This is a genomic window from Affinirhizobium helianthi, assembly GCF_042680945.1.
Lineage (GTDB): Bacteria > Pseudomonadota > Alphaproteobacteria > Rhizobiales > Rhizobiaceae > Neorhizobium > Neorhizobium helianthi.
The window spans coordinates 20,127-44,563 of sequence record NZ_JBHUEQ010000022.1 but is presented as its reverse complement, the minus strand read 5'-3'; the positions used below and the strand labels follow the sequence as shown (position 1 = coordinate 44,563).

Below are 24,437 nucleotides of genomic sequence, written 5' to 3'. Positions count from 1 at the left end.
AAACAATGACGTTCACCCTGTCCAATCATTTTTAGGAAATCAATCCGTCTGGCCGCCGATGTTGATGTCGCCCAGTGTGCGGAAGCTGAGCCGCGCTGTGACTGACCAATCATTGGCAGAGGTGCTTGCCGGCTTGTCCGCGTAAGCAACTGTAAAGATCGTGCATTCGTCGGCATAGGTAAGCCCAACACCGCGACGGATGACGCGATCATTGTTCAAATCCCAGGTGGCCGAGCCGGACAAGGACCAATACTCGTTGATCCGAAGGCTGCTTGCATTCTTCAGATACTGGCGATCGGAGGGATTGCCGTAATCCGGCTGAGCCGCGATGTTGGTATAGATCAAGCTTCCGCTGACGCGGGGCAGGTTATACGTGATCGCAGCGTCAGCACGGCGAAGATCCAGTGTCTTTTCGTCAAAGCGCCCCTGACCCTGAATGCTATATCCTTGCGGCAGGTCAACAGCGGCCATGGCAACGAAATCGGACACATCGGTTTCAAGGCCGGAATCAGCCCCAACGTTGACGAGGTCGGGTGTGGCAAAGGAGTTCAAACCTGCCAACTGATAGGACTGCCCGACAATACCGCGAAGCCCGATGCCATTGTCGAAGCTTCCGTTGTAGCGGAGGCCGACATTGGCACGGGTGCCGCCTTCAACGCGGTCGAAGCCGGAGAACTTGTCGCGGTCGAAAAGCGATGTCGCGTCGAAGACAAAGCTTTGCGAGTCTTCATTCATTACGCCGCCAGCGAGCTGTTCATTCGGGCGCGCAAATATCTGTGCCACAGGCTCCAGCACATGCGTGCTGTTAGCCGCCTCGAGAAGGATCGGGTAGCGCGCTTCAAGTCCAGCCGTCAACATATAGCGGGCGTTCCCGCCATCGTTAGAGAAGTCACCATTGTAGTTATAGGTGACCGGCACGCCAAGATTGTTTACGCCGGAGAAGCTTGGCGGTGCATCGCCTGTCTGGCGCAGAAGATCGCCGCGTGCCGCCAGCAGAGGCGTCAACAACAAGCCTTCATCGGTCGTGAAGGTCCGCTTCCACTCCGCTTCCGTTGAGAAACGGCTGTAGCTGCCCTCCAGTCCGCGATAGCGCGCTGTGTTGCCCAGGGCGTAGAAATCATCCTGACGCCGGGAGAGGTTCGTGAAGTTGGTGGTGATGGAAAGCTCACCGCCTGCAACAGGTTCAGGAGCGTAATAGACATAATCGAGCGAAGGATAGACAATTGCCTGCTGCTTTTCAGGCGTCTTGCTTTTGCTCGTATCCTGAATATCGAAATAGTAGTTGTGCAGATCGAAGTAATTCCGCTGTCCGATACCCGTCAGATAGATGTCATTCGTGAAGGGCGATGCAGACGTGCCCGTCAGCTTGTATGTGTAGGAGAAGTTGTTATCCGTCTGGTGCATCACGTTCCAGCCGAACGCCCAGCGCGGATTGATCTCGAATCGGGCTGTAGAAGCAACCATGCCACGTTGCTCGACATCGTCGCTGGTACCAGCGGCGAAGCCACGCGGGCTTTTCTGATCGATGAAAGCAAAGCGGAACGTGTGATCGCCACTCTCGAAGCGATTGCGCACCTCGCCCTGCAGCAGCAGACCCTGCTTGGTGTAATAGGTCGGCGTGATTGTGGCATCCATGCTTGGCGAGAAGACATGGTAATAGGGAACCGTGATGCCGACGCCGAGCTTGTCTGTCACGCTGGCGCGGGGGAACAGGAAACCGGATTTGCGTTCGACAGTTTCATCGGGAACCGTCACGAAGGGCAGGTAGCCGATCGGCATGCCAAAGAGTTCGAATTTGGCGTGTTCCAGACGAATCGTATGAGCCTTTCCATCGCGGATAACGCGCTGTGCCTTCACCTGCCAAAGAGGCGCACGATCCGGGCGCTTGGCGCAAGGCAAGCAGGCCGTATACACGCTGTTGTTCAGGACCATCAGGTCTTCAGGCAACTGCTCTGCGCTCTCGGCCAACAGGCGCGTGTTGTCTGTGGTTTCCACGCGTAGCGAGTTCACGAAGCCTTCGCCGAAATTATCGGTCACGTCCAGCGAATCGGCATAGATGCGATTGCCGCCGGGCTCGATCAATTCGATATTGCCCGTGGCCATCACACGACCGGTATTCTGATCGTATTCGACCCGCTGCGCCACCATGCGGTATTTATTGTAATAAATCTGCACGCCGCCATTGGCGGTGACGCGTTGCGTATCCTGATTATAAGTCAGGTCATTTGCGCGCAGGAGCATCTTTGCTCCGTCGGCAGCCTCGGGTGCAAGGGGTGAGCCCTGCGCGAAAACGGGCAACGGGTAGGCAGCCGCAACACACACAGCCAAGCTGGTCAGCAGGGCTGCGAAAAGCCGTCTGTTATTCCCGCGGTCAATTACCGCCACTAGCCATCCTCCTGATGAAGCAGGATTGTCGCTCCCAGCGCCAAGGCGACGACGACTGGTAACCAGACCGCCACGAAGGGAGGAACGACCCCGCTGCTTCCGAATGCTTTTACAAGCACAGACACAACATAAAGCACGAAGCCGCAAACGATTCCACCCAGAATCACCGAGCGCGATTGCGCCATGCGGCTGAAACGAAGAGAGACCGTTGCTGCGATAAGCGTCATTGCCACCAGAAGAAGCGGCAAGGACATAAGCGAATGGAATTGGGTTTCGAGAGCCTTGGTGGAAATGCCAAAAGACTTTGCTACCTCAATTTTTCTTAAAATGTCAAAGAAAGCAACGCTTTCGGGTTTGGTGACGGACTCCTGAAGGAACTCCTGTTTAAGATTCGTCCGAACTTGCGCCGACGCTACCCGCGCAGGCGGTGCATCGGTTCGCGTCTCGAGAACGTTGTTAAGCTGCCAGTAACCATTTTCCAAGGTGGCTGTGGTTGCATCCTGACGCAGGGTAACTCTACCGTTCTGGTCGAAGTGGAAAACCACAACATTGAACAGTTTTGTGCCGCCGTCTTCAAAGCTCTTTGCGCCGATAACCGTATCGTCATTACCGTCGATCTGCCTCAGCCAGGGAAGAAAGTTCGAAGGCTTGGATGCATTGCTTGCCTTGCGCCAATCTGATTCCAGATTCGTCGCGAAATCCTGGCCCCAGGCCGCGATGGGATTGACGATAACCGTTGTTACAACGCCAATGAGAAAGGCACCTGCTACAAAGGGCAGCACGAATTGCCATACGGAAAGACCGGCGGCCCGGGTGACCACAAGTTCCGATCGCCGGTTCAACGTTATCAGCGTCGTCATGCCAATGAAAAGCGTCAGCGTTGGCACTGTTTGCTGAAAAATCAGCGGCAGACGCAGCGCACTCATCAGCAGGCCGCCCGGAACCGTGTAGCCTACGAAGCCACCCATGCGACGGCTTGTCTCGCTGAAATCCGCTAGGAAAATGATGCCGCATACACCGAGAAAGAACCAGATGGCGGTAATCATATAGCGCTTGAAGAAGTAGCGTGAGAGCGTGGGAGCCGCGATCATGATGCACCTCCCTGGCCCTTGGCCTTGATGGCACCAACACGCTTGCGTGCACCATGGGCCAGCAAATTGAATGGACGCAGCAGGAAGGCAGGGGCTGCAAGCTGCCTGTTGGTTGCCAGCATGAAGATCGCCAGAAGGGCAAATGCTGCCGGAATGGCGTAAATCAGAATGACAGCCTCAGGCGTGGTCTTTGCCAGATTGGTCACATAAAAGGTCAGCCATCGAAGTGAGAAACAGAGAATCAAGGCGGCGACCATCGGGTGTAGGCGTGTGCGCCGGCTCGATCTTGCGCTGCCTGCGACCACCAGGGAAATCAGACCGAAGACGACGGGCAACATCCAGTCGGCAAGCCGGCGATGCAATTCCGAGCGGAAGCTGCCCGGCGCTGCAAGAAAGGTTTTGTCGGTCGGATCCGGATGCAGAAGGAAGCTCAAGCTTCTGTCGCTTGCAAAAACCGGCGCGCCGTCGGTTGATTCCGTCATCGACGACAGATCGAAGGCGTAGGACAGGAATTTCACGATGGAGATGCGCCCTTCCGGGGTCTTGCGATGCACTTCACCGTCACGCATGGTCAGCGTCTTGCCATCTTCGGCAATAGAACCCTCGCGAGCGTAGTAGATGAGATCCATATTGGGATCGCGATAATCCACCATGAAGATGCCAGTCAGCACCCGGCCAGAATGGCGCTCTGAAATCTGCACGTAGAGTCCATCTTCAATGCTGCGGAACGTTTTCTCCTCAATCACCGACGAGAGCAGATCTGCATAGGCCGCGGCCACCATTTCTCGCGCTTTGACGCGGGCCGGAGGCTCAACGAAATTGGTGATCAGGAATGAAAGCGCAGCCATCGTCACAGTCAGGATCATGACGGGCTTGTAGATGATCGAACGTGCCGACCCGGCGGCATCGATGACGGCCAGTTCCGAATCATTGTTCATGCCATTCAGCGTCTGGGTAATGCCAATGACGATGGCGAATGGCAAAACGACCGGAATAATCGTTGGTAGAATGAAGCTGGCGAGCGTCATGAATGAGCCCATGGATTGGCCCGTATCAGTCACCAGATTAATGCGGCCAAGCACCTGGATCGTCCAGATGATTGTGAGCACAGGCACCAGAGTGATGAGGAACATCTGGAATGCGCGCCGGAAGATGTAGCGTTCTAGTATCTTCATAAGGGTCCGATATACCGACATCCATGACGGCTGCGAGGCCGTTCAGCGCGCCCTAATCGGCTCTTACGCAATTTGTGTGGCAAAGGCGACAGGCTCGCCATCACAATCCGGCCTTCGACCACCGATTTTTTTCCACCTGTGTCCCGTAGTACACCGTCACCGCTGCATAGACGACACAGGAAGAGAGGAAGCCAAGCACCGCGTCCGAGAGATAGTGGCCGCCAAATCCGACCCGCAGGAAGGGTGAGACGAGACAAAAGGCGATGAGCGGCGGCCCGAGAAACAGCCGAAGCCGCGGTGGAAGCAGCACGATGAGACATGCCATCCAGCCCGCACCAGCCGCTTCGCCGGAAATGAAGGAGCAGTTGTTGAGGCATGATCCATCAAGTGTTCCGGCAGCGGTGAACTGATGTGCGCCGCCGAAGAAGTCCGTCTGGTACGGCCGAGGGCGGCCTGAGATCGTCTTCAGGATCAGATTGACGAGAAGATAGGGGCCGAGAGCGCCGGAGACGAGCGCGATCCAGTATTGGCGGGTTGCCTTTGCATTATAGGTGGCGCCGTGATGCTGGAGATTCCGCACGATGGCCAGGGCGAGGAGAACGGCCGCGGCAACGGGGAGATAGAAATAGAGGCGTCGCACATGAATCAGCAGCTCTTCTCCGGCATAGGGAAAGCTGCCGCAAATGCCGCTTAATGGACTTTCCGAAAGGCACGCCCCCTTCAGGAAAAATTGCTCAGACACCCAGATATCTATCTGCGGAAATGCATAGAAAACGGCCAGCAGCGCCCACCAGAGACAGAAAAGAACGATGAGCCATGTGAGAGGCCGCCTGCATAGTGAGACCACGCTGTCCAGTGTCATGGATGCGCGGGTTTGAAAGATATCCGCCAACTCCGCTGAGGCCTCCCTGCCTTTTGCGATCACTCTACGGGTGTTGCTTTGTCAGTGGCAAGCAATTGCGCGACACGGTAAATTGATTCTCACCGATTCATATCTTGCCGTGGTGTTTGTCCACTCCAAATGGCTGGCACGCTTCATTATCAATGCCCAGGGAGAAGAAATGTCCTCCACCTTCGATATCCGCTTCGCAGCCACCGCTGATTCACAGTCCAAGCTTGCCATCCTTCTTCAACTGGCGGGTGAGACTGAACCGGCAGGAGCAGCAATAGCCGATCCTGCCCTGGTCCGTCAGCGCGCTGCCGAAGTAGCCACCTTTCGTGCCAAATCTATGACAGTGCTGGATCTTATTGCGCCTTATCAATCGCCGTTTGACCGCATTTGCGTTCTCGGGCTCGGCAAGGCCGATGCCATGACTGAATTCGATTGGCTGCGTGCGGGTGGAAAGGCGGCAAGCCTGGTCAAGCGCGTTGGGTCTGTCACCATTTTCCTCGATGCTCCCGGCCTGTCGGTCTCAGCCCGGCAAGCTGCGGATTTCGCGCTCGGAATGCTGCTCAGAGCCTATAATTTCGACCGTTTCAAAACGAAGAAGGATGAGGATGAGGAGAAAGCCGAGCAAAGCGTTGCGGTGACCATTGTAACCTCGGCCCATGGAGATGCGCACAATCTTCTTGGTGACGCAAAAGCGGTTGCCGGAGGCGTCAACCTGGCGCGTGAACTTGTCAATCTGCCGCCGAACATCCTCGGCCCGATCGAATTTGCAGAGCATGCCAAGGCGCTTGTCACGCTCGGGGTTGATGTGGAAATCCTGACGGAAGCTGAAATGCGGGCGCTTGGCATGGGCGCCTTGCTTGGTGTGGCGCAAGGTTCCGTCCGTCCGCCAAGGCTGGCTGTCATGCAGTGGAAGGGCGGCAAGACGGGGGACGCGCCGTTGGCCTTTGTCGGCAAAGGCGTCGTTTTCGATACCGGTGGCATCTCCATCAAGCCAGCGGCCAATATGGAAGACATGAAGGGTGATATGGGCGGCGCTGCCGCTGTCATCGGCCTCATGCACACTCTCGCCGCACGGAAGGCGAAAGTGAATGCGGTTGGCATTCTGGGCCTTGTCGAGAACATGCCGGACGGCAATGCTCAACGTCCCGGCGATATCGTGACATCCATGTCCGGCCAGACCATTGAAATCATCAATACGGATGCGGAAGGCCGCCTCGTGCTGGCGGATGCGCTCTGGTACTGCAACGACCGTTTCAAGCCGCGCTTCATGGTGAACCTCGCCACATTGACTGGCGCAATCATGGTTGCGCTTGGCAATATTCATGCGGGCCTCTTCTCCAATGACGACGATCTGTCCGAGGGGCTGCTGGCTTCCGGCGTGAAGACGGGCGAAAAGCTGTGGCGGATGCCGCTGGGCAAGGAATACGACAAGCTGATCGATTCCAAATTCGCGGACATGAAGAATACCGGCGGGCGCTATGGCGGTTCCATTACCGCCGCGCAATTCCTCAAGCGGTTCGTCGGCGAAACGCCCTGGGCTCACCTTGATGTTGCTGGCACTGCGATGGCATCTCCGTCCAATGAGATCAGCCAGTCCTGGGGGTCCGGTTACGGCGTGCGTCTTCTCGATCAGTTGATTCGCGATCGTTACGAGGCGTGACCGCGCAATGACCGAGGTGCTGTTCTATCATCTGACGGAATCAAGGCTGGAGGACGCGCTACCGTCGCTGCTCGAAAAGAGCGTGGAGCGGGGCTGGCGCGTGGTGCTGCAAACCGCCAGCGAGGAGCGCCTGCAATTGCTGGATCAGCACCTCTGGACATTTCGGGACGACAGTTTTCTGGCGCATGGCACAGATCAGGTCGCCATGCCTGAACATCAGCCCATCCTCATCACCGCGACGGGCGAGAACCCGAATCTGGCAACAGTCCGCTTCATCGTGGACGGTGCCACACCTCCTGATCTGAGTGAGTATGAGCGTGTTGTCTTCATGTTCGACGGTTATGATGCGGATCAGCTTGAGGGGGCGCGCGGCCACTGGAAGCGGCTGAAAAGCGAGGGCCACCAGCTCACCTATTGGCAGCAATCGCCGGAAGGGCGCTGGGTGAAAAAGGCTTGAGCAGGGTTCGAACGACGATGAGATTGGAGAAGACATGACGGCAAATACCCGGAAAGCAGATCATCCCGTTGCCGAGTTTTTTCCCGGCCGTTGGTCTCCGCGCGCCTTTACGGACGCGGAAATGAGCGAGCAGGATCTTTTGACCATTCTGGAAGCGGCGCGCTGGGCTCCTTCAGCCTTCAACGCGCAGCCTTGGCGGTTTGTCTATAGCTTGAGGAATGACGAGAGCTGGGATGCGATCCTGGGAGCGCTTGTGCCTGCCAATCAGAGCTGGGCGAAGAATGCCAGTGCCCTGGTGGTTGTGGCCAGCCAAACCCACTCGGTTCCCCCCGGAAAAACAGAGCCGGTTGAGAATGGGACGCATGCATTCGATACGGGTGCGGCCTGGGGCTATCTCGCTTTGCAGGCGCATATCTCGGGGTTCGCAGCCCATGCCATGGCCGGATTCGATACGTTGGCGATGGCGCAGGCGGTCGGCCTCCCGGAGGGTTACGTGCTGCATGCCACCGTCGCCGTCGGTCAGCAGGGTGATCCGGCAAGCCTGCCGGAAGCGCTGCAAGCGCGTGAGCTGGCAAGCCCGCGCCATCCGCTCGCCTTGAGAGCCTTCCACGGCAAGTTCAAGGCTTCAGTCTAGAGAGTTTCTTCGGAAACCTTGTCGCTTTACTGGAGGTGCCCCTGGTTTCGTGAGGTCAGAGGGCATTCTCTCTCAGTGGGAAAGCGATGCCGTGAGGAAGGGTGCGGGCTTTGCGCGGTGCAGACTGACAACCTTGTAACCCTCCGCCTTCAACTGGGTCAGCAAGGCAGGCAGCATGGCGGCGGTGCGATGATGAATATCGTGAAGCAGAATGATGCCGCGCCCGTGGGCTCGGAGCGCATTCATGGTCCGGGTTGCAACGGCGGCTGGAGAATCGGCGAAGTAATCCTTTGAATCCACCTGAACATCCAGCACCACCATGCCGTCCCGGGCCACCCAACTGCGCAGGCTTTTGTTGTCTGCAAGATAGGGGAATCGGAAAAAGCCCACCTCCTGTTCTGTCGCGGCGCTGACGGCGCGGCGACCCTCTTCAATCTCGGCAATCGCGGCCTGGAAGGAGAGGGTGCGCAGATTAGGGTGACGATAGGTATGGCTTCCGATGGTATGGCCATTGCGTGCAACGAGCTTGGCAATGTCCGGATGCGCTTTCGCCATCTCGCCGACCATCAGAAAGGTCGCCTTCACGCCGTACTGGTCCAGAGTGGCCAGGATCTTTTCTGTCTTCTTGGGCATCGGCCCGTCATCGAAGGTGAGGGCCACTTCCTTTTCCCGCAGCTTCAGATCATCGAGAGACGCAACCTCGATTGTCCGTCCGGCCAAGCCGTTTGGATTGTTCAGCCTGCCCCAGGCAACCGGCGTCAGCGGAACCGGATCATGGGCATCCGCTCTGCCGGGATTTGCAGCAGCCGGAGCTGCGGCGAAGGCGGAAACGAGTGTTCCGCCTTCAGTGGCTGGGCGCCCTGCGCAAGAGGTAAGAAGGCAGGCAAGGGTTGAGGCAACGCAAAGGGCGCGGAGAAACATGAACCGACTCGAAGGAAGAGATAAGAGGTTGAAAAGCCTCTGTACTTAAGTCGAACTTGGTTAATTTCGTGTTTATTTCCCTTTCGCTGGGCCGAGCAGAAAGTCGCCGGAAACGCCAAATGTCATAAGGCTAGCGCGGTGAGTGTCGCCTGTTCAGGCGGCACTACCGGCGGCCACCCGCCGCAACTTGCAGGCCTTGTCGTGGAACGGAGCTTGCAGGTGCATTGCGCTTTTCCAGTTTGAAGCGGGAGATCAGTGCAAACAGCTGGCGTGCGTCATCCGCCAGTTTCACAGTGCCGGCCGTCGTTTCTTCCACCATGGCCGCGTTGCGCTGCGTAACCTGGTCCATCTGGCCGATGGCGGTGTTGATTTCGATAAGGCTGCTGCTCTGTTCCTGGGAGGTTGCTGCGATGGAATGGACTTCCTCGTTGATCCCGTCCACATGAACGCGGATCTGTGACAGAGCATCGCCCGTTGCCATGACGAGCCGCACTCCTGCATCCACTTCCTCACCCGATTTTGTAATGAGCGCCTTGATATCCTTGGCCGCCACGGCTGACCGTTGCGCCAGCTCGCGAACCTCCTGGGCAACGACGGCGAAGCCCTTGCCTGCCTCGCCTGCGCGGGCGGCCTCCACGCCTGCATTCAAGGCCAGCAGGTTGGTCTGGAAGGCGATTTCGTCAATGACATTGATGATCTGGCTGATCTGGCCCGACGCAGCCTCGATGCGTTGCATGGCTGAGATGGCGTCATCCACCACCTTGCGAGATTGCTCTGTGCTGTGGCGGGCATCATCGACCTTGCGTGCTGCGTTGGTGGCCCGTTGTGTCGAGCGTCCGACTGCCGTCGTAATCTCTTCGAGGGCAGAGGAGGTTTCTTCAAGTGCTGCCGCTTGCCTCTCGGTTCTTTTGGCCAGGTCGTCGGAGGCTGTGCGCAGCTCGTCAGAGCCGGAATTGATCTGGTCAACAGACTGCCGCACCTCCTGCACGACGATCCGCAGCGATTCCATCGTGGCATTCACGTTGTTTTGCAGTTCGGCAAAAGCGCCGTGAAACGCGCCGCGCATTCCCTCCGTCAGGTCGCCTTGTGCCAGTGCGCTCATCACGCGGCGTGTTTCGCCCAAGCCGCCGTCAATGGAGGCCACCAGCTCGTTCATGGCAGAGGCGAAGGCATTCAGTTCGTCGAAATGATAGGTGATGCTCATGCGCCGGGTGAAGTCGCCCCGCAAGGCAGCACCCACCATGTCACCGATATCCCGGCGCAACTCCTCGCATTTCTGTCCGTAGCTGGCTTCCTGCTCGCTCAGATCCCGGATGCGAATACCGTTTTCCTTGAATACCTGAACGGCTTTGGCCATTTCGCCGATTTCATTGCGCCGGTTGATGAAGGGTATGTCCATGGCGAAATCTGCCGAGGCCAGACGACGCATCAATTGCGTGATCCTGTCGATCGGTCGGGAGACTTCCCTGATAACGAAAAGAGTTGCTGTGATTCCGGCGATAACGCCGACCAGCAGGACGAGGCCATTGGAAATCACGGAGCGGCTGAAGCTGGCGGCACTATCGGCATACATCTGCTTCGCAGCCGCGACATTGGCATCCCGGAATTCATCCGCGAAATTATCCATCTGATCATAGCTCTTCACCATATCTCCCGTCAGCAGGTTGGCAGCTTCCTGCTTCTTGCCAGCACGGGAGAGGGCAACCAGCTTGTCATTCAGGGCGAGATATTCTTCCGCCGCTTTGGTAAAACCTGCGAAGGCAAGTTTTTCCACCTCAAGCGAAACCATCGGCGCATAGATGGCCATGCGCTCTTTAAGTTTCTTCACTTCCTTTGTCAGGGATGCATCGGTCTCTTCCATGGCCTGCGGGTCTGTGGTCAGGATGTGCCGCGTTTGCAGCCCGCGCAGGTTCGCAATCGAAATGTTCAGCCGGTTCGTGATATCGACGCTGGGAACAGCATCGTTGGCCAAGCCATCGACATTGCCGAAAATGCTACGCATCGAGGATAGGGCAAACCCTCCCTGCAGCAGAAGAAGGCAAAGAAGCAATGCGAAGGCGCAGGTCAGAGAGGTCTTCAGCGACATGGATTGGAACATTTTGGCATCCACTGAGTGCTGGGGCGCGGCGCCTTCATGGAACCCGCCCGAATATGGCTTGGGAGCTTTCATAAGCTCTGATGCAGACACACAGAAACGACGTGCGTTGCTGTGCAGGCACGGACATAAATTCTCGCAGGTTCGAAACGAACGCGAGCAGCAATAAAATGCGATGTCTCGGCTTTTGCCCTCTGGGCGAGGCAAAGCCCTGTTAACAGCCCCAGCACAGATTTTCCGTGCATCAGCAGCATTAAGTTCTACATTATGATGTAGTCACTTCTTTAAAATATCGCTAAAGCTGCAACAGGAATTCGATGCAGTCTTGCAATGAAGTCTCAAATTTTCGCCTCATGATTATGTATCATGAAATACGAAGGACGAAGGAGTGAATATATTTATTTGATGAAAGCTAGGAAAAGAAATTTAAGCAGAGAGAGCCTCTTCATATTCGGCCGACAGTTCAAGCCACAATTCTTCCGTCTCTGCCAACTTTTCAGCCGCATCGCTTCTTTGCTTGGCTTTTTCTGCTGCTTTTGTAGGCGATTGCTCGTAAAGTCTTGGATCAGCAAGCTCTGCATCCAAAGTTTGGATAAGCTTTTCCAGTTTAGCGGTCAGCGCTTCTGCATCGTTTATCCGTTTCTTCAGCGGAGCAAGAGAAGCACGTTTTTCTGCATTGGCCTTGCGTTGGTCAGATTTTGAAACCGCTTCCTGAAGCTCGTTCGACGGCTTCTCGTCTTTCTTGCGGGAGGCAGCGACAATAATATTGCGATACTCTTCCAGATCACCTTCGAACGGGGCGACTGTGCCGTTATTGACCAGCCAAAGCCGGTCCACCGTCGCCTCGATGAGATGGCGGTCATGCGAGATGAGGATTACCGCGCCGTTGTAATCGTTCAGCGCCTCAATCAGGGCGCGGCGGCTGTCGATGTCCAGATGGTTCGTCGGTTCGTCGAGGATCAAGAGGTTTGGGGCATGAAAGGCTGCCAAACCCATCAGGAGACGGGCCTTTTCACCCCCGGAAAGATCCTTGGCGGCAGTATCCATTTTCTCCGTCGCCAAGCCCATCTGCGCCACGCGTGCGCGAACCTTCGCCTCCGGCTGGTCCGGCATGAGGCGCCGGACGTGATCGACAGGCGATTGCTCCGGGATCAGATCGTCCAACTGGTGCTGGGCAAAGAAGCCGATCTTGAGATTGGGCGCGGTTCTCAAGCTGCCCGCCTGCGCCTCCAGACGTCCGGAAATGAACTTGGCGAAGGTGGATTTACCATTGCCGTTTGAACCCAGCAGGGCGATCCTGTCATCGTTGTCGATGCGTAGATTGATGTTCTTCAGGATCGGTTTGCCCGGCTCATAGCCCACCACGCCCTTTTCGATGGCGACAATGGGAGAGGAGGGCTGCTTGTCCGGTTCCGGAAAGGTTATCGGCTGCACGTGATCCTCGATCACGGCGGCAACCGTACCCATGCGTTCCAGCGCCTTGATGCGGCTTTGCGCCTGGCGAGCCTTGGTGGCCTTGGCGCGGAAGCGATCGATGAAGCTTTGCAGATGCTTGCGGGCGGCATCGTTCTTGGCTTTCGCCTTCATCTGCAACTCGTCGTTTTCCGCCTTCTGGCGCTCGAACGAGTCATAGCCCCCACGATAGAAGGTCAGCTTCTTCTGGTCGAGATGGACGATGGCATTGACGGCATTGTTCAGGAGGTCGCGATCATGGCTGATGATAACCACTGTGTGCGGGTAGCGGCGCACATAATCTTCCAACCAGAGCGTGCCTTCCAGATCGAGATAGTTGGTCGGCTCATCCAGCAGCAGAAGATCGGGCTGCGAGAACAGCACGGCAGCCAGCGCCACGCGCATGCGCCAGCCACCGGAAAAAGAAGAGGCGGGGCGGCGCTGCGCCTCGGCGTCGAAGCCAAGGCCGGCGAGAATGCTTGCCGCGCGTGCTTCCGCCGAATGGGCGTCGATATCCACCAGCCGCATCTGGATGTCCGCAATGCGGTCCGGGTCTGTTGCCGTTTCAGCCTCTTTCAGAAGCGCTGTACGCTCCTTGTCGGCAGCCAGCACGATCTCGATCAGAGGGTCTTCCGTGCCAGGCGCTTCCTGCGCCACCTGGCCGATGCGCGCATTTTTCGGCAGGGAAACCGCGCCGCTTTCCGCCGCCAGATCACCGGTAATGATGCGGAAAAGGGTGGATTTTCCCGCGCCATTGCGGCCCACCAGCCCTGCCTTCGTGCCTGTGGGCAGGCTGACGGTGGCGTGATCGAGAAGAAGGCGACCGGCAATGCGCGCGGAAAGATCTGTAATCGTAATCATGGCCGGGGTTTTGGCCGAAGTTTAAGGTCTATGCAAGAGTGCGCAGGGGGCCGGTCTTGCTTATTGCCACCGCGTGCCTTCCCCCCGCAGGAAATAGATGAGATCCAGCACCACGGATGGCTGGCCAAGCGAGGTGAGGATCGTGTGAACCTGCCCGCGATGGTGGGTCTGGTGATTGAACAGATGCGCGAGGATCGGGCCAAGCGGCTGCTCGATCTTTCCCGGCATGGTCAGCGTTGAATAGGAAATGATTGCAGAGAGATCGGCCTCCGTCAGGCTATCGACCCAGTCGATGATGCGCTGGTCTTCCGCTTCGCGGGCGGTGCGCAAATCGCAGAAGCTTTCATGAAGTACGGCGTCAAGCGCGGTCGGGGCCTCACCCGTGCCGGTAAAGCGTTTCAGCCAGATTCGGTCAGCGGCAAGCAGGTGGTTCAAGCTACGTTGCGCAGAGCCGAAGAATGCGCCCTTGTCTGCCCGGAATTCCTCTTCGCTCAGCAGAGCACAGGCATCGTAAAGTCGGGCATTGGCCCAGCGATTGTAATCGGCAAACATCCTGAAATGCGTCAGCATGGTCTTCTCCGTCCATAAAGATGGAGACTAAAAGTGAATTGCAGAAGAATGCCTGATCGAACTCATGAAATTATGTCATTGGATCGACAGGCGCTTTGGCTCCACTACTTTAAAGTCAGAGATCGAACCGGGAGCAGAGAACCATGACCAGAATTCTTTATTCGCTGTGTGGCCGCGATGAAAATCGCCCGTTTTCGCCGCATTGCTGGAAAGTCGTCATGGCGCTGCAGCACAAGGGCCTGGAGTTCATCGAAAGGCCGGTGCCGTTTACCGAAGTGCCGAATGTCGAAAACGGCTTCTCCAAAACGGTTCCAGTTCTGCGCGATGGCGATCTCCTTATCCGTGACAGTTTCGATATCGCTCTCTACCTCGAAGAAACCTACCCCAACCGACCGAGCCTGTTCGGTGGAGAAGGAGGCAAGGCGCTCTCTCGCTTCGTAGAGGGCTATGCGCAAATGCTGGTGCATCCGGTTCTGACCCGTCTCGCCGTCAAGGATATTCACGATATGCTGGATGAGAAGGATCAGGCCTATTTCCGTGAAAGCCGCGAAAGCCGGTTGGGCAAGAAGCTGGAGGATTTCGCCGCGATGAAGCCGGATGCTGCTGCAAGCCTTGTCGCGCAACTGGAGCCGATGCGCCACATGCTCAAGTTCCAGTCCTATCTGGGCGGTGAGAGCCCGCTCTTTGCGGATTACATATTGTTTGGCGCATTGCAGTGGCTCAGGATCACCACGGGTTCGCTCTCTCTTCCGCCTGATCATTCGGTTGCCATCTGGTTCGAGCGGTGCCTTGACCTGTTCGACGGCAAGGGCAGGGCGGTCGCCTGAGGCCCTGTTCGATGTGACGCTTGCGTGAAATTCCTTGTTCCCCCCTTGTTTTCATGATTCGGGGCGGCTAAACACCGCCCACTTATCCGCAAACTCAAGGATTTTCAGGCAATGGCGATTGAACGCACCTTCTCCATGATCAAGCCCGACGCAACCAAGCGCAACCTGACGGGCGCTATCACCAAGGTCTTCGAAGACAATGGCCTGCGCGTCATCGCTTCCAAGCGCGTCTGGATGAGCAAGCGCGAGGCTGAAGGCTTCTACGCTGTTCACAAGGAACGCCCCTTCTTCGGCGAGCTTGTTGAAGGCATGACCTCTGGCCCGACCGTTGTTCAGGTTCTGGAAGGCGAAAACGCAATCCTGAAGAACCGCGAAATCATGGGCGCCACCAACCCGGCTCAGGCTGCTGAAGGCACCATCCGCAAGACCTTCGCTCTGTCGATCGGCGAAAACTCCGTTCACGGTTCGGATGCTCCGGAAACCGCTGCTCAGGAAATCGCCTACTGGTTCTCCGAGACCGAAATCGTCGGCTGATTTCTCAGTCCATCGATTAGATTTGAAAAAGGCCGCTCGTGGGCAACCGCGGGCGGCCTTTCTTCATGAAACTTCCTGGCACCCCTTAGCCTTGGAAAAAGCTGGCATATATACGTGGCCAATGATCCCCGCGAAGGAGTGAAGAATGAAAGCCGTTGCCTATAAAACAGCTGGTGCCGTGGACCGACCTGACGCGCTGGTGGATGTGGAACTCGATGTTCCTGAAGTCAGGGGGCGCGATTTGCTGGTCAAGGTGAAGGCGGTGTCGGTTAATCCTGTCGATACCAAGGTCCGCGCTCGGGCATCCGCGGAGCCAGGCCAATGGAAAGTTTTAGGTTGGGATGTCTCGGGTGAAGTGGTGGCCGTCGGCGATGATGTTTCCGCCTTCAAGGTGGGCGATGCAGTCTATTATGCCGGGGCACTGGATCGGCAGGGCGCCAATAGCGAGTTTCATCTGGTGGATGAAAGGATCGTTGGGCGAAAACCCTCCAGCCTTTCGCACGCGCAGGCCGCCGCTCTTCCACTCACTGCAATCACAGCCTGGGAAATGCTGTTTGATCGCCTTGATGTAAGACGGCCGGTTGCGGGTGCAGCCGATGCCATTCTTGTCATTGGCGGCGCGGGCGGTGTTGGCTCAATCACCATTCAGCTTTTGCGTGCCCTGACGAAGCTGACTGTCATTGCCACTGCGTCCAGGCCCGAAACACAGCAATGGGTGAAGAACCTCGGCGCCCATCAAGTCATTGATCACAGCAAACCCATTGCGCCGCAAGTCGAAGCGCTTGGACTTGGGCAGCCGGCTTTCGTGTTCTCGACAACCGAAACGCAAGTTCACGTGGCCGATATTGCGGAACTTCTCGCACCTCAGGGGCGCTTCGGATTGATCGATGATCCGGCGGTCATGGATATCATGCCATTCAAACGTAAGTCTGCATCTGTGCACTGGGAGTTCATGTTCACTCGCTCCATGCACCAGACGGAGGATATGGCAGAGCAGGGAAGGCTGTTGAATGAGGTCGCTGGTCTCGTCGACACTGGCAAGATCAAGACCACGCTTACCGAGACCCTCTCCCCCGTCAATGCGGCCAACCTCAAATCCGTGCATTCCATTCTGGAAAGCGGCAAGGCCAGGGGCAAGCTGGTTCTGGAAGGCTTCTGACCACCAGGCACCTCCCGTGATCATTACCACTGGAGGTGCTGCCAAGATTTTGGAGCAGCTTGGCAGCAAGCGCTTCAAGTCAAGGCAACAGCCTATCGCTCGAGCCACTTGTCGCGGGCGGCATCGTCGGCGTCCTTGGCGCTGACCCAGTCACCCTGCGATCCATCCGCCAGATGCTCCTTCTTCCAGAAAGGGGCCGCGGTTTTCAGGAAGTCCATCACAAAGTTCGCCCCATCGAAGGCTGCCTGCCGGTGCGAGGCGGTAGCGATCACGAGTACGATGTTTTCGCCCGGCGCAATTCTGCCGTAGCGATGAATGGCGGTAAGCCCCAGCAGCGAAAAGCGCTTGATGGCCAGTTGGCCGATGCGGCGCATTTCGGCCTCGGCCATGCCGGGGTAATGCTCCAGCTCCAGCGCATTCAGGCTGCCGCCTTCATCGCGGCAGAGCCCGGTAAACGTCACCATTGCGCCGACATCCGCACGCTCTGCTGTCAGCCGGTCGATTTCTGCGGACAGATCGAAATTCTCAGGCTGGACGCGGATGGTAGGTGGCACGGCGATCATGTCACCCACCCGTCATCGGCGGGAATATCCCGATCTCCCGTGCGCCTGCAATCGGCTCGTCATGCTCGACATGTTCCTGATTGATGGCAAGGCGAATGACTTCAGGGTATTCAAGCGCGGCTTCATAACCTTCGCCCAAGGTCTTGAGGTGATTCAGCAAGTCGCGGCCCGTCTTCACGCTGTCTGGCAGGTCGATCTCTTCTTCGGCCTTGTCAATGCGCTCGCGAACCCAGGCGAAGTAAACCAGCTTGACCATTACTCTTCATCCACCACGTGCTTGAGACCAGCCTTGAAGTAGTCATAGCCGGTATAGATCGTCAAAATCGCAGCAATCCAGAGAAGTGCTATGCCGAGAAGGGTCGTGTAGAGGCCGAACTTGTCTCCAGCCGGTCCGGCAAGAAGAAAGGCGATGGCCACCATCTGGATGGTGGTTTTCCACTTTGCGATGCGGGTGACTGGCACTGCAACTTTCAGTGCGGCGAGATACTCCCGAAGACCGGAAACCAGAATTTCCCGGCAAAGAATGGTAATGGCCGCCCAAAGCGACCAGCCGGCAATGGTTCCATCTGCTGCCATCAGCAAAAGCACGGACGCGACGAGCAGCTTGTCGGCAATCGGATCCAGCATGCGGCCGATATTCGATGTCTGATTCCAGATTCGCGCCAGATAGCCATCCAGATAATCGGTGATGGACGCAACAATGAAGATGCCAAGCGCTGTCCAGCGTGCCACGTCGGAGCTTTGCAGCTTGCCTTCCACAAAGAAGCAGGCAACGACAATCGGAACAGCCACGATGCGCGCATAGGTGAGAAGATTGGGAATGTTCAATGCGCGCGAAGCCATGGTCATCCTGTCTAGTGCAACTGCCTTTAAGTGATACTTGCAGAGCAGGGCGTCAACTGAAAATCAGCTTTTATCTGTGCCATTCTCATGGCGTCACCCCGCCCGGTTCTCATGGAAGTGGTTATAGATCTGCTTGGCAACGGATTCCGAAATGCCATCGACTGCCATCAGATCGGTAATTCCGGCGCGAGAAACGGCCTTTGCTGTGCCGAAGTGCTGAAGAAGCGCCCGTTTGCGGGAGGGGCCAATGCCGGAAATTTCGTCCAACGGGTTCTTCACCATTTCTTTCTTGCGGCGCGCGCGATGGGAGCCGATGGCAAAGCGGTGCGCCTCATCGCGCATCCGCTGCACGAAGTAGAGGACCGGATCACGCGGCGGAAGTGAGAAATCGCTTTTTCCTTCGGCGAAGAAACGTTCACGCCCCGCATCGCGGTCCACACCCTTGGCAACGCCGATGGCGGTGACGACATCGCGAATGCCAAGTTCATCCAGAATTTTGCGCACGGCAGACATTTGTCCCTGTCCGCCATCGATGAGAATGACGTCCGGCCAGGCTGGAAAACCGGCATCCACGGCGTCTTCACCGCCCGGCACTGCGGAACGATCCGGCAGGCCCTCTTCCTTGAGGAGGCGTGAAAAGCGGCGTGTCATCACTTCGCGCATCATGCCGAAGTCGTCGCCGGGGGTAATGTCCGTCGATTTGATGTTGAACTTGCGATACTGGCTTTTCACGAAGCCTTCCGGCCCCGCCACGACCATGCCGCCCACCGCATTGGTGCCCATGATATGCGAGTTATCGTAGATCTCGATGCGGCGAGGCACGTAAGGCAGCGCAAAGGTTTCTGCAAAGCCTTTCAACAGGCGCTCTTGCGAGGCGGTTTCCGCCAGCTTGCGCCCATGGGCTTCGCGCGCATTGGCCAAAACATGCTCGGCCAGATCCTTCTTTTCACCGCGTTGCGGAACGAGGATCGAGACCTTGTAACCGGCCTTTTCACTCAGGGCTTCTGCAAGCAGAGCCTGTTCCTCAATGGTTTCCGAAAGCAGGATCTGCCGGGGAACCGGCTTGTCATCGTAGAACTGGGCCAGAAAGGCATTCAAGACCTCGGCACCAGAAAGCTGCGGGTCTGCTTTCGGAAAATAGGCCTGGTTGCCCCAGTTCTGACCGGCCCGGAAGAAGAAGACCTGGATGCAGGTCAAGCCAGCCTCATGATGGATGGCAAAAACATCTGCCTCTTCCACGCCTGCGGGATTGATGCCCTGATGGCTCTGAACATGCGAGAGCGCCGCCAGCCGGTCGCGATAGACGGCGGCACGTTCGAAATCCAGATCCTCGGACGCTTCTGCCATCTGAGCCGCAATCGCGGATTTCACATTCTGGCTGCGGCCGGAAAGAAAATCCTTCGCCTCCCGCACCAGCAAGGCATAGTCCTGATCGCTCACTTCATGGGTGCAGGGGCCGGAACAGCGCTTGATCTGGTAGAGCAGACAGGGGCGCGTGCGTGCTTCAAAAACGCTGTCCGTGCAGGTGCGCAGCAGGAAGGCACGTTGTAGGGAATTGATGGTGCGGCCAACGGCACTGGCTGAGGCGAAAGGGCCGAAATATTCGCCCTTGCGCGCACGCGCGCCGCGATGCTTGTAAATGGCCGGTGCACGGTGATCGCCGGTGATCAGAATATAGGGGAAGCTCTTGTCATCGCGCAGCAAAACGTTGAAGCGCGGACGCAATCTCTTGATCAGATTCGCTTCGAGAAGAAGCGCCTCTGTTTCTGTCCGCGTCGTGACGAATTCCATCTGCGCAGTGTCGCGCACCATCTTGGAAAGACGGTTCGAGTGCACTCGCCCCTGGGCATAGTTGGAGACGCGCTTCTTCAGGCTGCGGGCCTTGCCCACATAGAGCACGTCGCCCGCCTCGTTGAACATGCGGTATACGCCGGGCGCGTTGGGCAGGTGCTTCACGAATTCGGCAATCAGATCGGCCCCTTTGAGGCCGTTCTCGTTCTGCCAGCCGTGATTCCATTCTATCCCGGCCAGAGCGGAGGCAGCGCCAGCCTCCGGCTGCGCTACATCGTCTTCTTCGTCTTCCGCTTCGTCGTAAAGAACGCCGCCGTCAGGCAGTTTCGTTCCATTCATTCAATGATCTCCGCCACATCAGGCGTTTCCCAGGCCAGATGCTGGCCACCATCCAAAGCTATCATTTGGCCCGTGATGGACGGAGTGTCAAAAAGAAAACGGATCGTGCGACCGAATTCGTCCGGAGCCGGGCCGCGTTCCAGGATCAGCCCTGCGATCTGCTTGTCGAAATCTTCCTGCGCCTGCCTCTCGCTTTTGAAGGAGGGGCCGGGGCCAATTGCATTGACCCGCACGCGCGGCGCATAGGCCTGCGCCAAGGTTTGCGTAGCGGTCCAGAGGGCGGCCTTGGAAAGCGTGTAGGAATAGAAATGCGGTGTCAGTTTCCAGACGCGCTGATCGATGATGTTGACGATCAAGCCCTGCCTATCCTGCGGCAGCTGACGCAGCAATGCGGCAGAGAGGATGGAGGGAGCCCGCACGTGAATGCCGAAATGCCTGTCATAGGTCTGCGCTTGGAAGCTGTCTGCGCTGTCCTTCTGAAAGATGGAGGCGCAGTTGATAAGGCCGCTTATGGGGCCGAGATCCGCTGCCGCCCGCTCGATCAGACGATCGGTCGCGCAGGCATCGAGCAGATCCGCCTGCAGGGCCACCGCACGGTGCCCGTCTCGCCGCAAGCTCTCAGCCAGAGCCTCGGCTTCCGCCAGCGAGCCATTCGCGTGGATCGCGACGCTGTAGCCGTGACGCGCAAGATCTTCGCAGATTGCGCGTCCCATGCGGCGCGCACCTCCGGTGACGAGAACGGTTCTTTCGTTTTTCACGCTGCATCTGCCATGTTTTTGAATTTCAACACTATAGGTCTGCCGTGATTATACGCGCCAATCAAGCCGATGGATTACCGAAAGGATGAGAAGCGGCTTTCGGTATGCACGCACACGTAGAAATCTTGGCGGTGGCTATTGATGTATTCACGCCGATGTGAATACTATTGCTGCAGCAGCAGGGCCGTATACTTTTTGGTAAGGTTAATAATATCCATGTTGCTTTCAAGCAACATCCAGATTCAGCCACCTCGTTGCCACAATCAATTCACATTTCGGTACTTTCATTTCCTCAATTGCCCACCAAATTCTGGTTCAACGCGGCAGGGAACAGCCACGTGTCGTTGATTGGAACGCCACTTCCCGCCCGGCAATGAAAAGGAGAATAAGTATGCGTACTCTCATCGCGACCCTCATGGCATCTGCTGCTGCCCTGGCTGCCGTTTCGGCACAGGCGGCTGACGCCGTTACCCAGATCCCGGAAGCACCTGCTGCTGTTGAAACGGCTGCTCCTGTTTCCAACTGGTCCGGTTTCTACCTCGGTGGTTACGGCGCCCATGACTGGGGCAAGTTCAACAAGGGCAGCAACAACGGCAGCGCCGACGGTTGGGGCGGTGGCGTTTACGGCGGCTACAACTGGCAGAGCGGCAACATTGTGTACGGTGCTGAAGCTGACCTCGGCTACAACGACCAGAAGGCTTCCGCAGGTGCAGGTGTGACCGGCGAGCAGAAGCTGAACGGCTCTGTCCGTGGCCGCGTCGGTTACGATCTGAACCCCTTCATGATCTACGGTACGGCTGGTCTGGCCGCTGCTGACCACGAACTGTCCAGCGCTGCCGGTTCCGACAGCAAGACGGCTCTCGGCTACACGGTCGGTGCAGGTGTTGAGACCATGGTGACCAACAACATCACCGCTCGTGTTGAATATCGTTACTCCGACTACCAGGACAAGGACTTCAACCTTGGTGGTTCGACCGTTTCGCGCGGCTTCGACGACCACTCCGTCAAGGTTGGTATCGGCGTCAAGTTCTGATCTGCCAAAAGGTGGATACGAAGAAAGGGCGGAGGGAAACCTCCGCCCTTTCTCGTTTTGCAGGAAAGGTTGCGCTTACTCGCGATAACCGGGGAACAGCTTCGTAAACTTCTCCGGCCATGCCGCCAGGTTCGGGCGCCCTTCAGCCCATTGACCGGCGAAACGCAGTTCCAGATAATTGATGAGCGCCGCCAGGGCGAAGTGCCCGCCGTGCAGCTTCTTCTCCGTTTTCGGCAGATTGTTTTCCAGGTAATCCAGCCCGCGCGTAACCTTGTTCCACTGGCGGTCTATCCATGACTGCTCGATCTTGTCTTCGCTGCGGAACCGTCTTTCGTAGATAATGGCAAGAAGGCAATCGGTGATGCCATCGATCAGCGCTTCCAGAACCTCGGCCTCCGTTCGCTTTTCTTCCTTCTTCGGGTAAAGCGCACCTTCAGACAGCCGATCGAAGAAGTGCATGATGGCGACGCTGTCATAAACCGGCGGCTCATCCTTGCGCAGCAGCACTGGGATTTTGCCGAGCGGATTGTGTTCGATCAGCTCTGCCGGTTCCGCGGAGGTGTCGACATTCACCTCTTCAACCTTGAGCCCCAGATGGATCGCCGCCATGCGGCACTTGGCAGAATAGGGGGAAGTGGGTGACACAAGCAATTTCATGATCATTGTCCTGTCTAAAGGTCCGTCATCGGCGGACTGCTGAGGTGGCGATTCTTGAACCGCGAGAGGGACGGCTGCAAGTGCGCCAAATGGATTATTTCGTCGGAGGAACCGTTATTCGCTTCAGGCGGCATCCGCCACGATCCACCTCCTGGCAAGCGCGAAAGCCGAGGTCTTTGGTCATGCAGATACGCACTTCCTCGAACTTGTCCTTCTCGCAATTCACTGCGATCGACTCGGCGGTCAGGCCGGGATTGGCGGCGACGAACTTCTGCTCGATTTCTTCCGCCGAAAAACTGGTGGCATTGGCAGTCGAAATGTCGGAGGGAAGCTTGATTTTGTTGAACGCGGCACGGGTTGTTTCCAGATAGGCTTTCTGGCTGAGACCGGAGCAGGAGCCGTGCTTGCGCCACTGGTGGCCGATCAGGCCCATTGAGGGCATGATGTCGAAATACGGGCGTCCAAGCGCCTCTGGCACCCGGCGAGGTTCGCTCGTGCTGCAATTTTGCGGATATCCGCTTTCGTTTTGCGGCCAGAGGCCATGAACAATGAAGCCAAACTTCTTGCCGTCGCCGCATTGTTCCGGGCTGTTCTTGGCGCGCTTGCCATCGCAAAAGGTGGGGGACCAGGAAAGCGCGAGCACGTAGAAGTCGAAATTTCCGGCCTTGTCGTCAGCCCGGCTAACCCCGGAAGAAATAAAAAGAAATGTCGCCAGGAGGCTAATAAAGATGCGTTGAAACATTGAGTTGAAATCTCCCGTTTGCGCGGAAGATGTCTCAGTCAAGGCTCGCCGGTCAAGGGGCGGCAAGCGCAAAGCTTGGGAGCCTTCAATCCCGTTCTGCGCGCTCTTCGCCGCGAAGCCAGAAGGCGCGGGCCGAGGCGAACCGATCCTGCGCCAGAGCATCCTTCAGCACGGGCAGTAGCCGATGAAGTTCATCTTTCAAAGTGAAGGGCGGGTTGACGATAATCAGCCCCGAGCCAGAAAGCCCCGTCGTGTCGCGTTCGCTTTTGACGGAAAGTTCGGCGCATAGCATCTTGGGTATGTCCAGCGCCTGCAGCGCTTCATGAAATTGCTTGATCGGCGCGCCCTTTTTCAACGGGTACCACAGGCAATAGGTTCCGCCGGGGAACCGGCGATAGGCCGTTGCCAAGCCTTCTACGAGGCGCTTGTATTCGCCGTCGATTTCAAAAGGCGGATCGACCAGAACAATGCCGCGCTTTTCCTTTGGCGGCAGGTGCGCGCCCAGCGAAAGCCAGCCATCGAGTTCGGTGACCCGCACCTGGAAATCGCCTTCGAATACGCGAGAGAGGCGGCGGTAATCATCCGGATGCAGTTCCATGGCGGCCAGCCGGTCCTGTGGACGAAACAACATGCGCGCCAGCTTCGGCGAGCCGGGATAGAACGTGATGCCACCCTGCGGGTTCAGTTCACGCACAGCCGAAAGATAGGGTTCAAGGATGGCGGCCACCTGTGAATCAAGATCGGCCTCCAGAAGCCTGCCAATCCCGTCCCGCCACTCGCCGGTCTTCTGCGCCTCTTCAGAGGAAAGATCGTAAAGGCCAATGCCCGCATGGGTGTCGAGCACGCGGAAGGCTTTGTCCTTCTTCTGCATGTAACGGATCAACAGCGCCAGCACCGCGTGTTTGAGCACATCGGCAAAATTGCCCGCATGATAGATATGGCGGTAATTCATTCAAAAACCTGCTGGATCGCTTCAATTGATGAGATGCAACGCAAAA

The 24,437-nt window shown here is 57.2% G+C and carries 23 protein-coding genes; 7 read left to right on the top strand and 16 right to left on the bottom strand.

The genetic code is table 11. The annotated features are described in order from the left end of the window. Positions 1-39: 39 nt before the first annotated feature. From ACFSE1_RS11810 to ACFSE1_RS11795, 4 genes are all read right to left on the bottom strand, one after another. Positions 40-2,385 (bottom strand): LPS-assembly protein LptD, encoded by a 2,346-nt coding sequence (locus ACFSE1_RS11810; protein WP_377401222.1) that lies wholly within the window; start codon positions 2,383-2,385, stop codon positions 40-42. Next, positions 2,385-3,476: an LPS export ABC transporter permease LptG gene (gene lptG, locus ACFSE1_RS11805; protein ID WP_377401219.1), complete on the bottom strand. Its 1,092-nt coding sequence runs from the start codon at positions 3,474-3,476 to the stop codon at positions 2,385-2,387. The genes ACFSE1_RS11810 and lptG overlap by 1 nt, the downstream gene beginning before the upstream one ends. Next, positions 3,473-4,651 carry an LPS export ABC transporter permease LptF gene (gene lptF, locus ACFSE1_RS11800; protein WP_377401216.1) on the bottom strand — a complete coding sequence of 393 codons (1,179 nt, stop codon included), beginning with the start codon at positions 4,649-4,651 and terminating at the stop codon, positions 3,473-3,475. Before lptF ends, lptG begins: the two co-directional genes overlap by 4 nt. A 100-nt stretch (positions 4,652-4,751) precedes the next feature. After that, entirely contained in the window at positions 4,752-5,543 is a 792-nt protein-coding gene (locus ACFSE1_RS11795) for a phosphatase PAP2 family protein (RefSeq protein WP_377401213.1), read from the bottom strand. A 169-nt stretch (positions 5,544-5,712) separates the two neighbouring features. Here ACFSE1_RS11795 and ACFSE1_RS11790 point away from each other — a divergent pair, with 169 nt between their 5' ends. Genes ACFSE1_RS11790 through ACFSE1_RS11780 form a run of 3 tightly spaced genes read left to right on the top strand, consistent with a single transcriptional unit; the run spans position 5,713 to position 8,294 of the window. Beyond that, positions 5,713-7,203 (top strand): leucyl aminopeptidase, encoded by a 1,491-nt coding sequence (locus ACFSE1_RS11790; RefSeq protein ID WP_377401210.1) that lies wholly within the window; start codon positions 5,713-5,715, stop codon positions 7,201-7,203. Between the two features lie 7 nt (positions 7,204-7,210). Next, positions 7,211-7,660, top strand: coding sequence for a DNA polymerase III subunit chi (locus tag ACFSE1_RS11785; RefSeq protein ID WP_377401207.1), 450 nt, complete (start codon positions 7,211-7,213; stop codon positions 7,658-7,660). 34 nt (positions 7,661-7,694) lie between these two features. After that, on the top strand, positions 7,695-8,294 hold the full coding sequence (locus ACFSE1_RS11780) for a nitroreductase family protein (RefSeq protein WP_377401204.1): 600 nt from the start codon (positions 7,695-7,697) through the stop codon (positions 8,292-8,294). A gap of 72 nt (positions 8,295-8,366) precedes the next feature. On the opposite strand, the gene ACFSE1_RS11775 is transcribed toward ACFSE1_RS11780, so the two are convergent. From ACFSE1_RS11775 to ACFSE1_RS11760, 4 genes are all read right to left on the bottom strand, one after another. Further along, a complete protein-coding gene (locus tag ACFSE1_RS11775; RefSeq protein WP_377401201.1) occupies positions 8,367-9,215 on the bottom strand; it encodes a polysaccharide deacetylase family protein in 849 nt (282 codons plus the stop codon). 163 nt (positions 9,216-9,378) lie between these two features. Then, positions 9,379-11,313 (bottom strand): HAMP domain-containing methyl-accepting chemotaxis protein, encoded by a 1,935-nt coding sequence (locus tag ACFSE1_RS11770; protein WP_377401198.1) that lies wholly within the window; start codon positions 11,311-11,313, stop codon positions 9,379-9,381. Between the two features lie 423 nt (positions 11,314-11,736). Continuing rightward, entirely contained in the window at positions 11,737-13,623 is a 1,887-nt protein-coding gene (locus tag ACFSE1_RS11765; protein ID WP_377401195.1) for an ABC-F family ATP-binding cassette domain-containing protein, read from the bottom strand. A 60-nt stretch (positions 13,624-13,683) separates the two neighbouring features. Beyond that, entirely contained in the window at positions 13,684-14,193 is a 510-nt protein-coding gene (locus ACFSE1_RS11760; RefSeq protein ID WP_377401192.1) for a DinB family protein, read from the bottom strand. Positions 14,194-14,336: 143 nt separating this feature from the next. On the opposite strand from ACFSE1_RS11760, the gene ACFSE1_RS11755 reads away from it, so the two are divergent. The 3 genes from ACFSE1_RS11755 (at position 14,337) to ACFSE1_RS11745 (ending at position 16,713) form a co-directional block, all read left to right on the top strand. Beyond that, positions 14,337-15,020, top strand: coding sequence for a glutathione S-transferase family protein (locus tag ACFSE1_RS11755; RefSeq protein ID WP_377401189.1), 684 nt, complete (start codon positions 14,337-14,339; stop codon positions 15,018-15,020). Positions 15,021-15,131: 111 nt separating this feature from the next. Beyond that, the gene (gene ndk, locus ACFSE1_RS11750; protein WP_377401186.1) at positions 15,132-15,554 is read left to right on the top strand and encodes a nucleoside-diphosphate kinase; all 423 of its coding nucleotides are present in this window, start codon (positions 15,132-15,134) and stop codon (positions 15,552-15,554) included. Positions 15,555-15,699: 145 nt separating this feature from the next. Beyond that, positions 15,700-16,713 carry a zinc-binding alcohol dehydrogenase family protein gene (locus tag ACFSE1_RS11745; RefSeq protein ID WP_377401183.1) on the top strand — a complete coding sequence of 338 codons (1,014 nt, stop codon included), beginning with the start codon at positions 15,700-15,702 and terminating at the stop codon, positions 16,711-16,713. A 92-nt stretch (positions 16,714-16,805) separates the two neighbouring features. Here the strand turns inward: ACFSE1_RS11745 and ACFSE1_RS11740 are convergent, their stop codons facing one another. The 5 genes from ACFSE1_RS11740 to ACFSE1_RS11720 all read right to left on the bottom strand — a co-directional run bounded on the left by ACFSE1_RS11740 (position 16,806) and on the right by ACFSE1_RS11720 (position 21,007). Next, positions 16,806-17,273: a molybdenum cofactor biosynthesis protein MoaE gene (locus tag ACFSE1_RS11740; protein ID WP_377401430.1), complete on the bottom strand. Its 468-nt coding sequence runs from the start codon at positions 17,271-17,273 to the stop codon at positions 16,806-16,808. Positions 17,274-17,277: 4 nt separating this feature from the next. Continuing rightward, positions 17,278-17,532, bottom strand: coding sequence for a molybdopterin converting factor subunit 1 (moaD, locus tag ACFSE1_RS11735; RefSeq protein WP_377401180.1), 255 nt, complete (start codon positions 17,530-17,532; stop codon positions 17,278-17,280). Then, positions 17,532-18,119 (bottom strand): CDP-diacylglycerol--glycerol-3-phosphate 3-phosphatidyltransferase, encoded by a 588-nt coding sequence (gene pgsA, locus ACFSE1_RS11730; protein ID WP_377401177.1) that lies wholly within the window; start codon positions 18,117-18,119, stop codon positions 17,532-17,534. The genes moaD and pgsA overlap by 1 nt, the downstream gene beginning before the upstream one ends. Before the next feature lie 93 nt (positions 18,120-18,212). Continuing rightward, the gene (uvrC, locus tag ACFSE1_RS11725) at positions 18,213-20,249 is read right to left on the bottom strand and encodes an excinuclease ABC subunit UvrC (RefSeq protein ID WP_377401174.1); all 2,037 of its coding nucleotides are present in this window, start codon (positions 20,247-20,249) and stop codon (positions 18,213-18,215) included. Beyond that, positions 20,246-21,007 (bottom strand): SDR family oxidoreductase, encoded by a 762-nt coding sequence (locus ACFSE1_RS11720; RefSeq protein ID WP_377401171.1) that lies wholly within the window; start codon positions 21,005-21,007, stop codon positions 20,246-20,248. The genes uvrC and ACFSE1_RS11720 overlap by 4 nt, the downstream gene beginning before the upstream one ends. Positions 21,008-21,398: 391 nt before the next feature. On the opposite strand from ACFSE1_RS11720, the gene ACFSE1_RS11715 reads away from it, so the two are divergent. Beyond that, the gene (locus ACFSE1_RS11715; protein ID WP_377401168.1) at positions 21,399-22,040 is read left to right on the top strand and encodes an outer membrane protein; all 642 of its coding nucleotides are present in this window, start codon (positions 21,399-21,401) and stop codon (positions 22,038-22,040) included. A 75-nt stretch (positions 22,041-22,115) separates the two neighbouring features. Here ACFSE1_RS11715 and ACFSE1_RS11710 read toward each other — a convergent pair whose 3' ends face one another. From ACFSE1_RS11710 to ACFSE1_RS11700, 3 genes are all read right to left on the bottom strand, one after another. Beyond that, positions 22,116-22,697 carry a glutathione S-transferase family protein gene (locus ACFSE1_RS11710; RefSeq protein WP_377401165.1) on the bottom strand — a complete coding sequence of 194 codons (582 nt, stop codon included), beginning with the start codon at positions 22,695-22,697 and terminating at the stop codon, positions 22,116-22,118. A gap of 94 nt (positions 22,698-22,791) precedes the next feature. Next, positions 22,792-23,439 carry a ribonuclease T2 family protein gene (locus ACFSE1_RS11705; protein WP_377401162.1) on the bottom strand — a complete coding sequence of 216 codons (648 nt, stop codon included), beginning with the start codon at positions 23,437-23,439 and terminating at the stop codon, positions 22,792-22,794. 85 nt (positions 23,440-23,524) lie between these two features. Next, positions 23,525-24,391 carry a 23S rRNA (adenine(2030)-N(6))-methyltransferase RlmJ gene (locus tag ACFSE1_RS11700; protein WP_377401159.1) on the bottom strand — a complete coding sequence of 289 codons (867 nt, stop codon included), beginning with the start codon at positions 24,389-24,391 and terminating at the stop codon, positions 23,525-23,527. Positions 24,392-24,437: the final 46 nt, after the last annotated feature.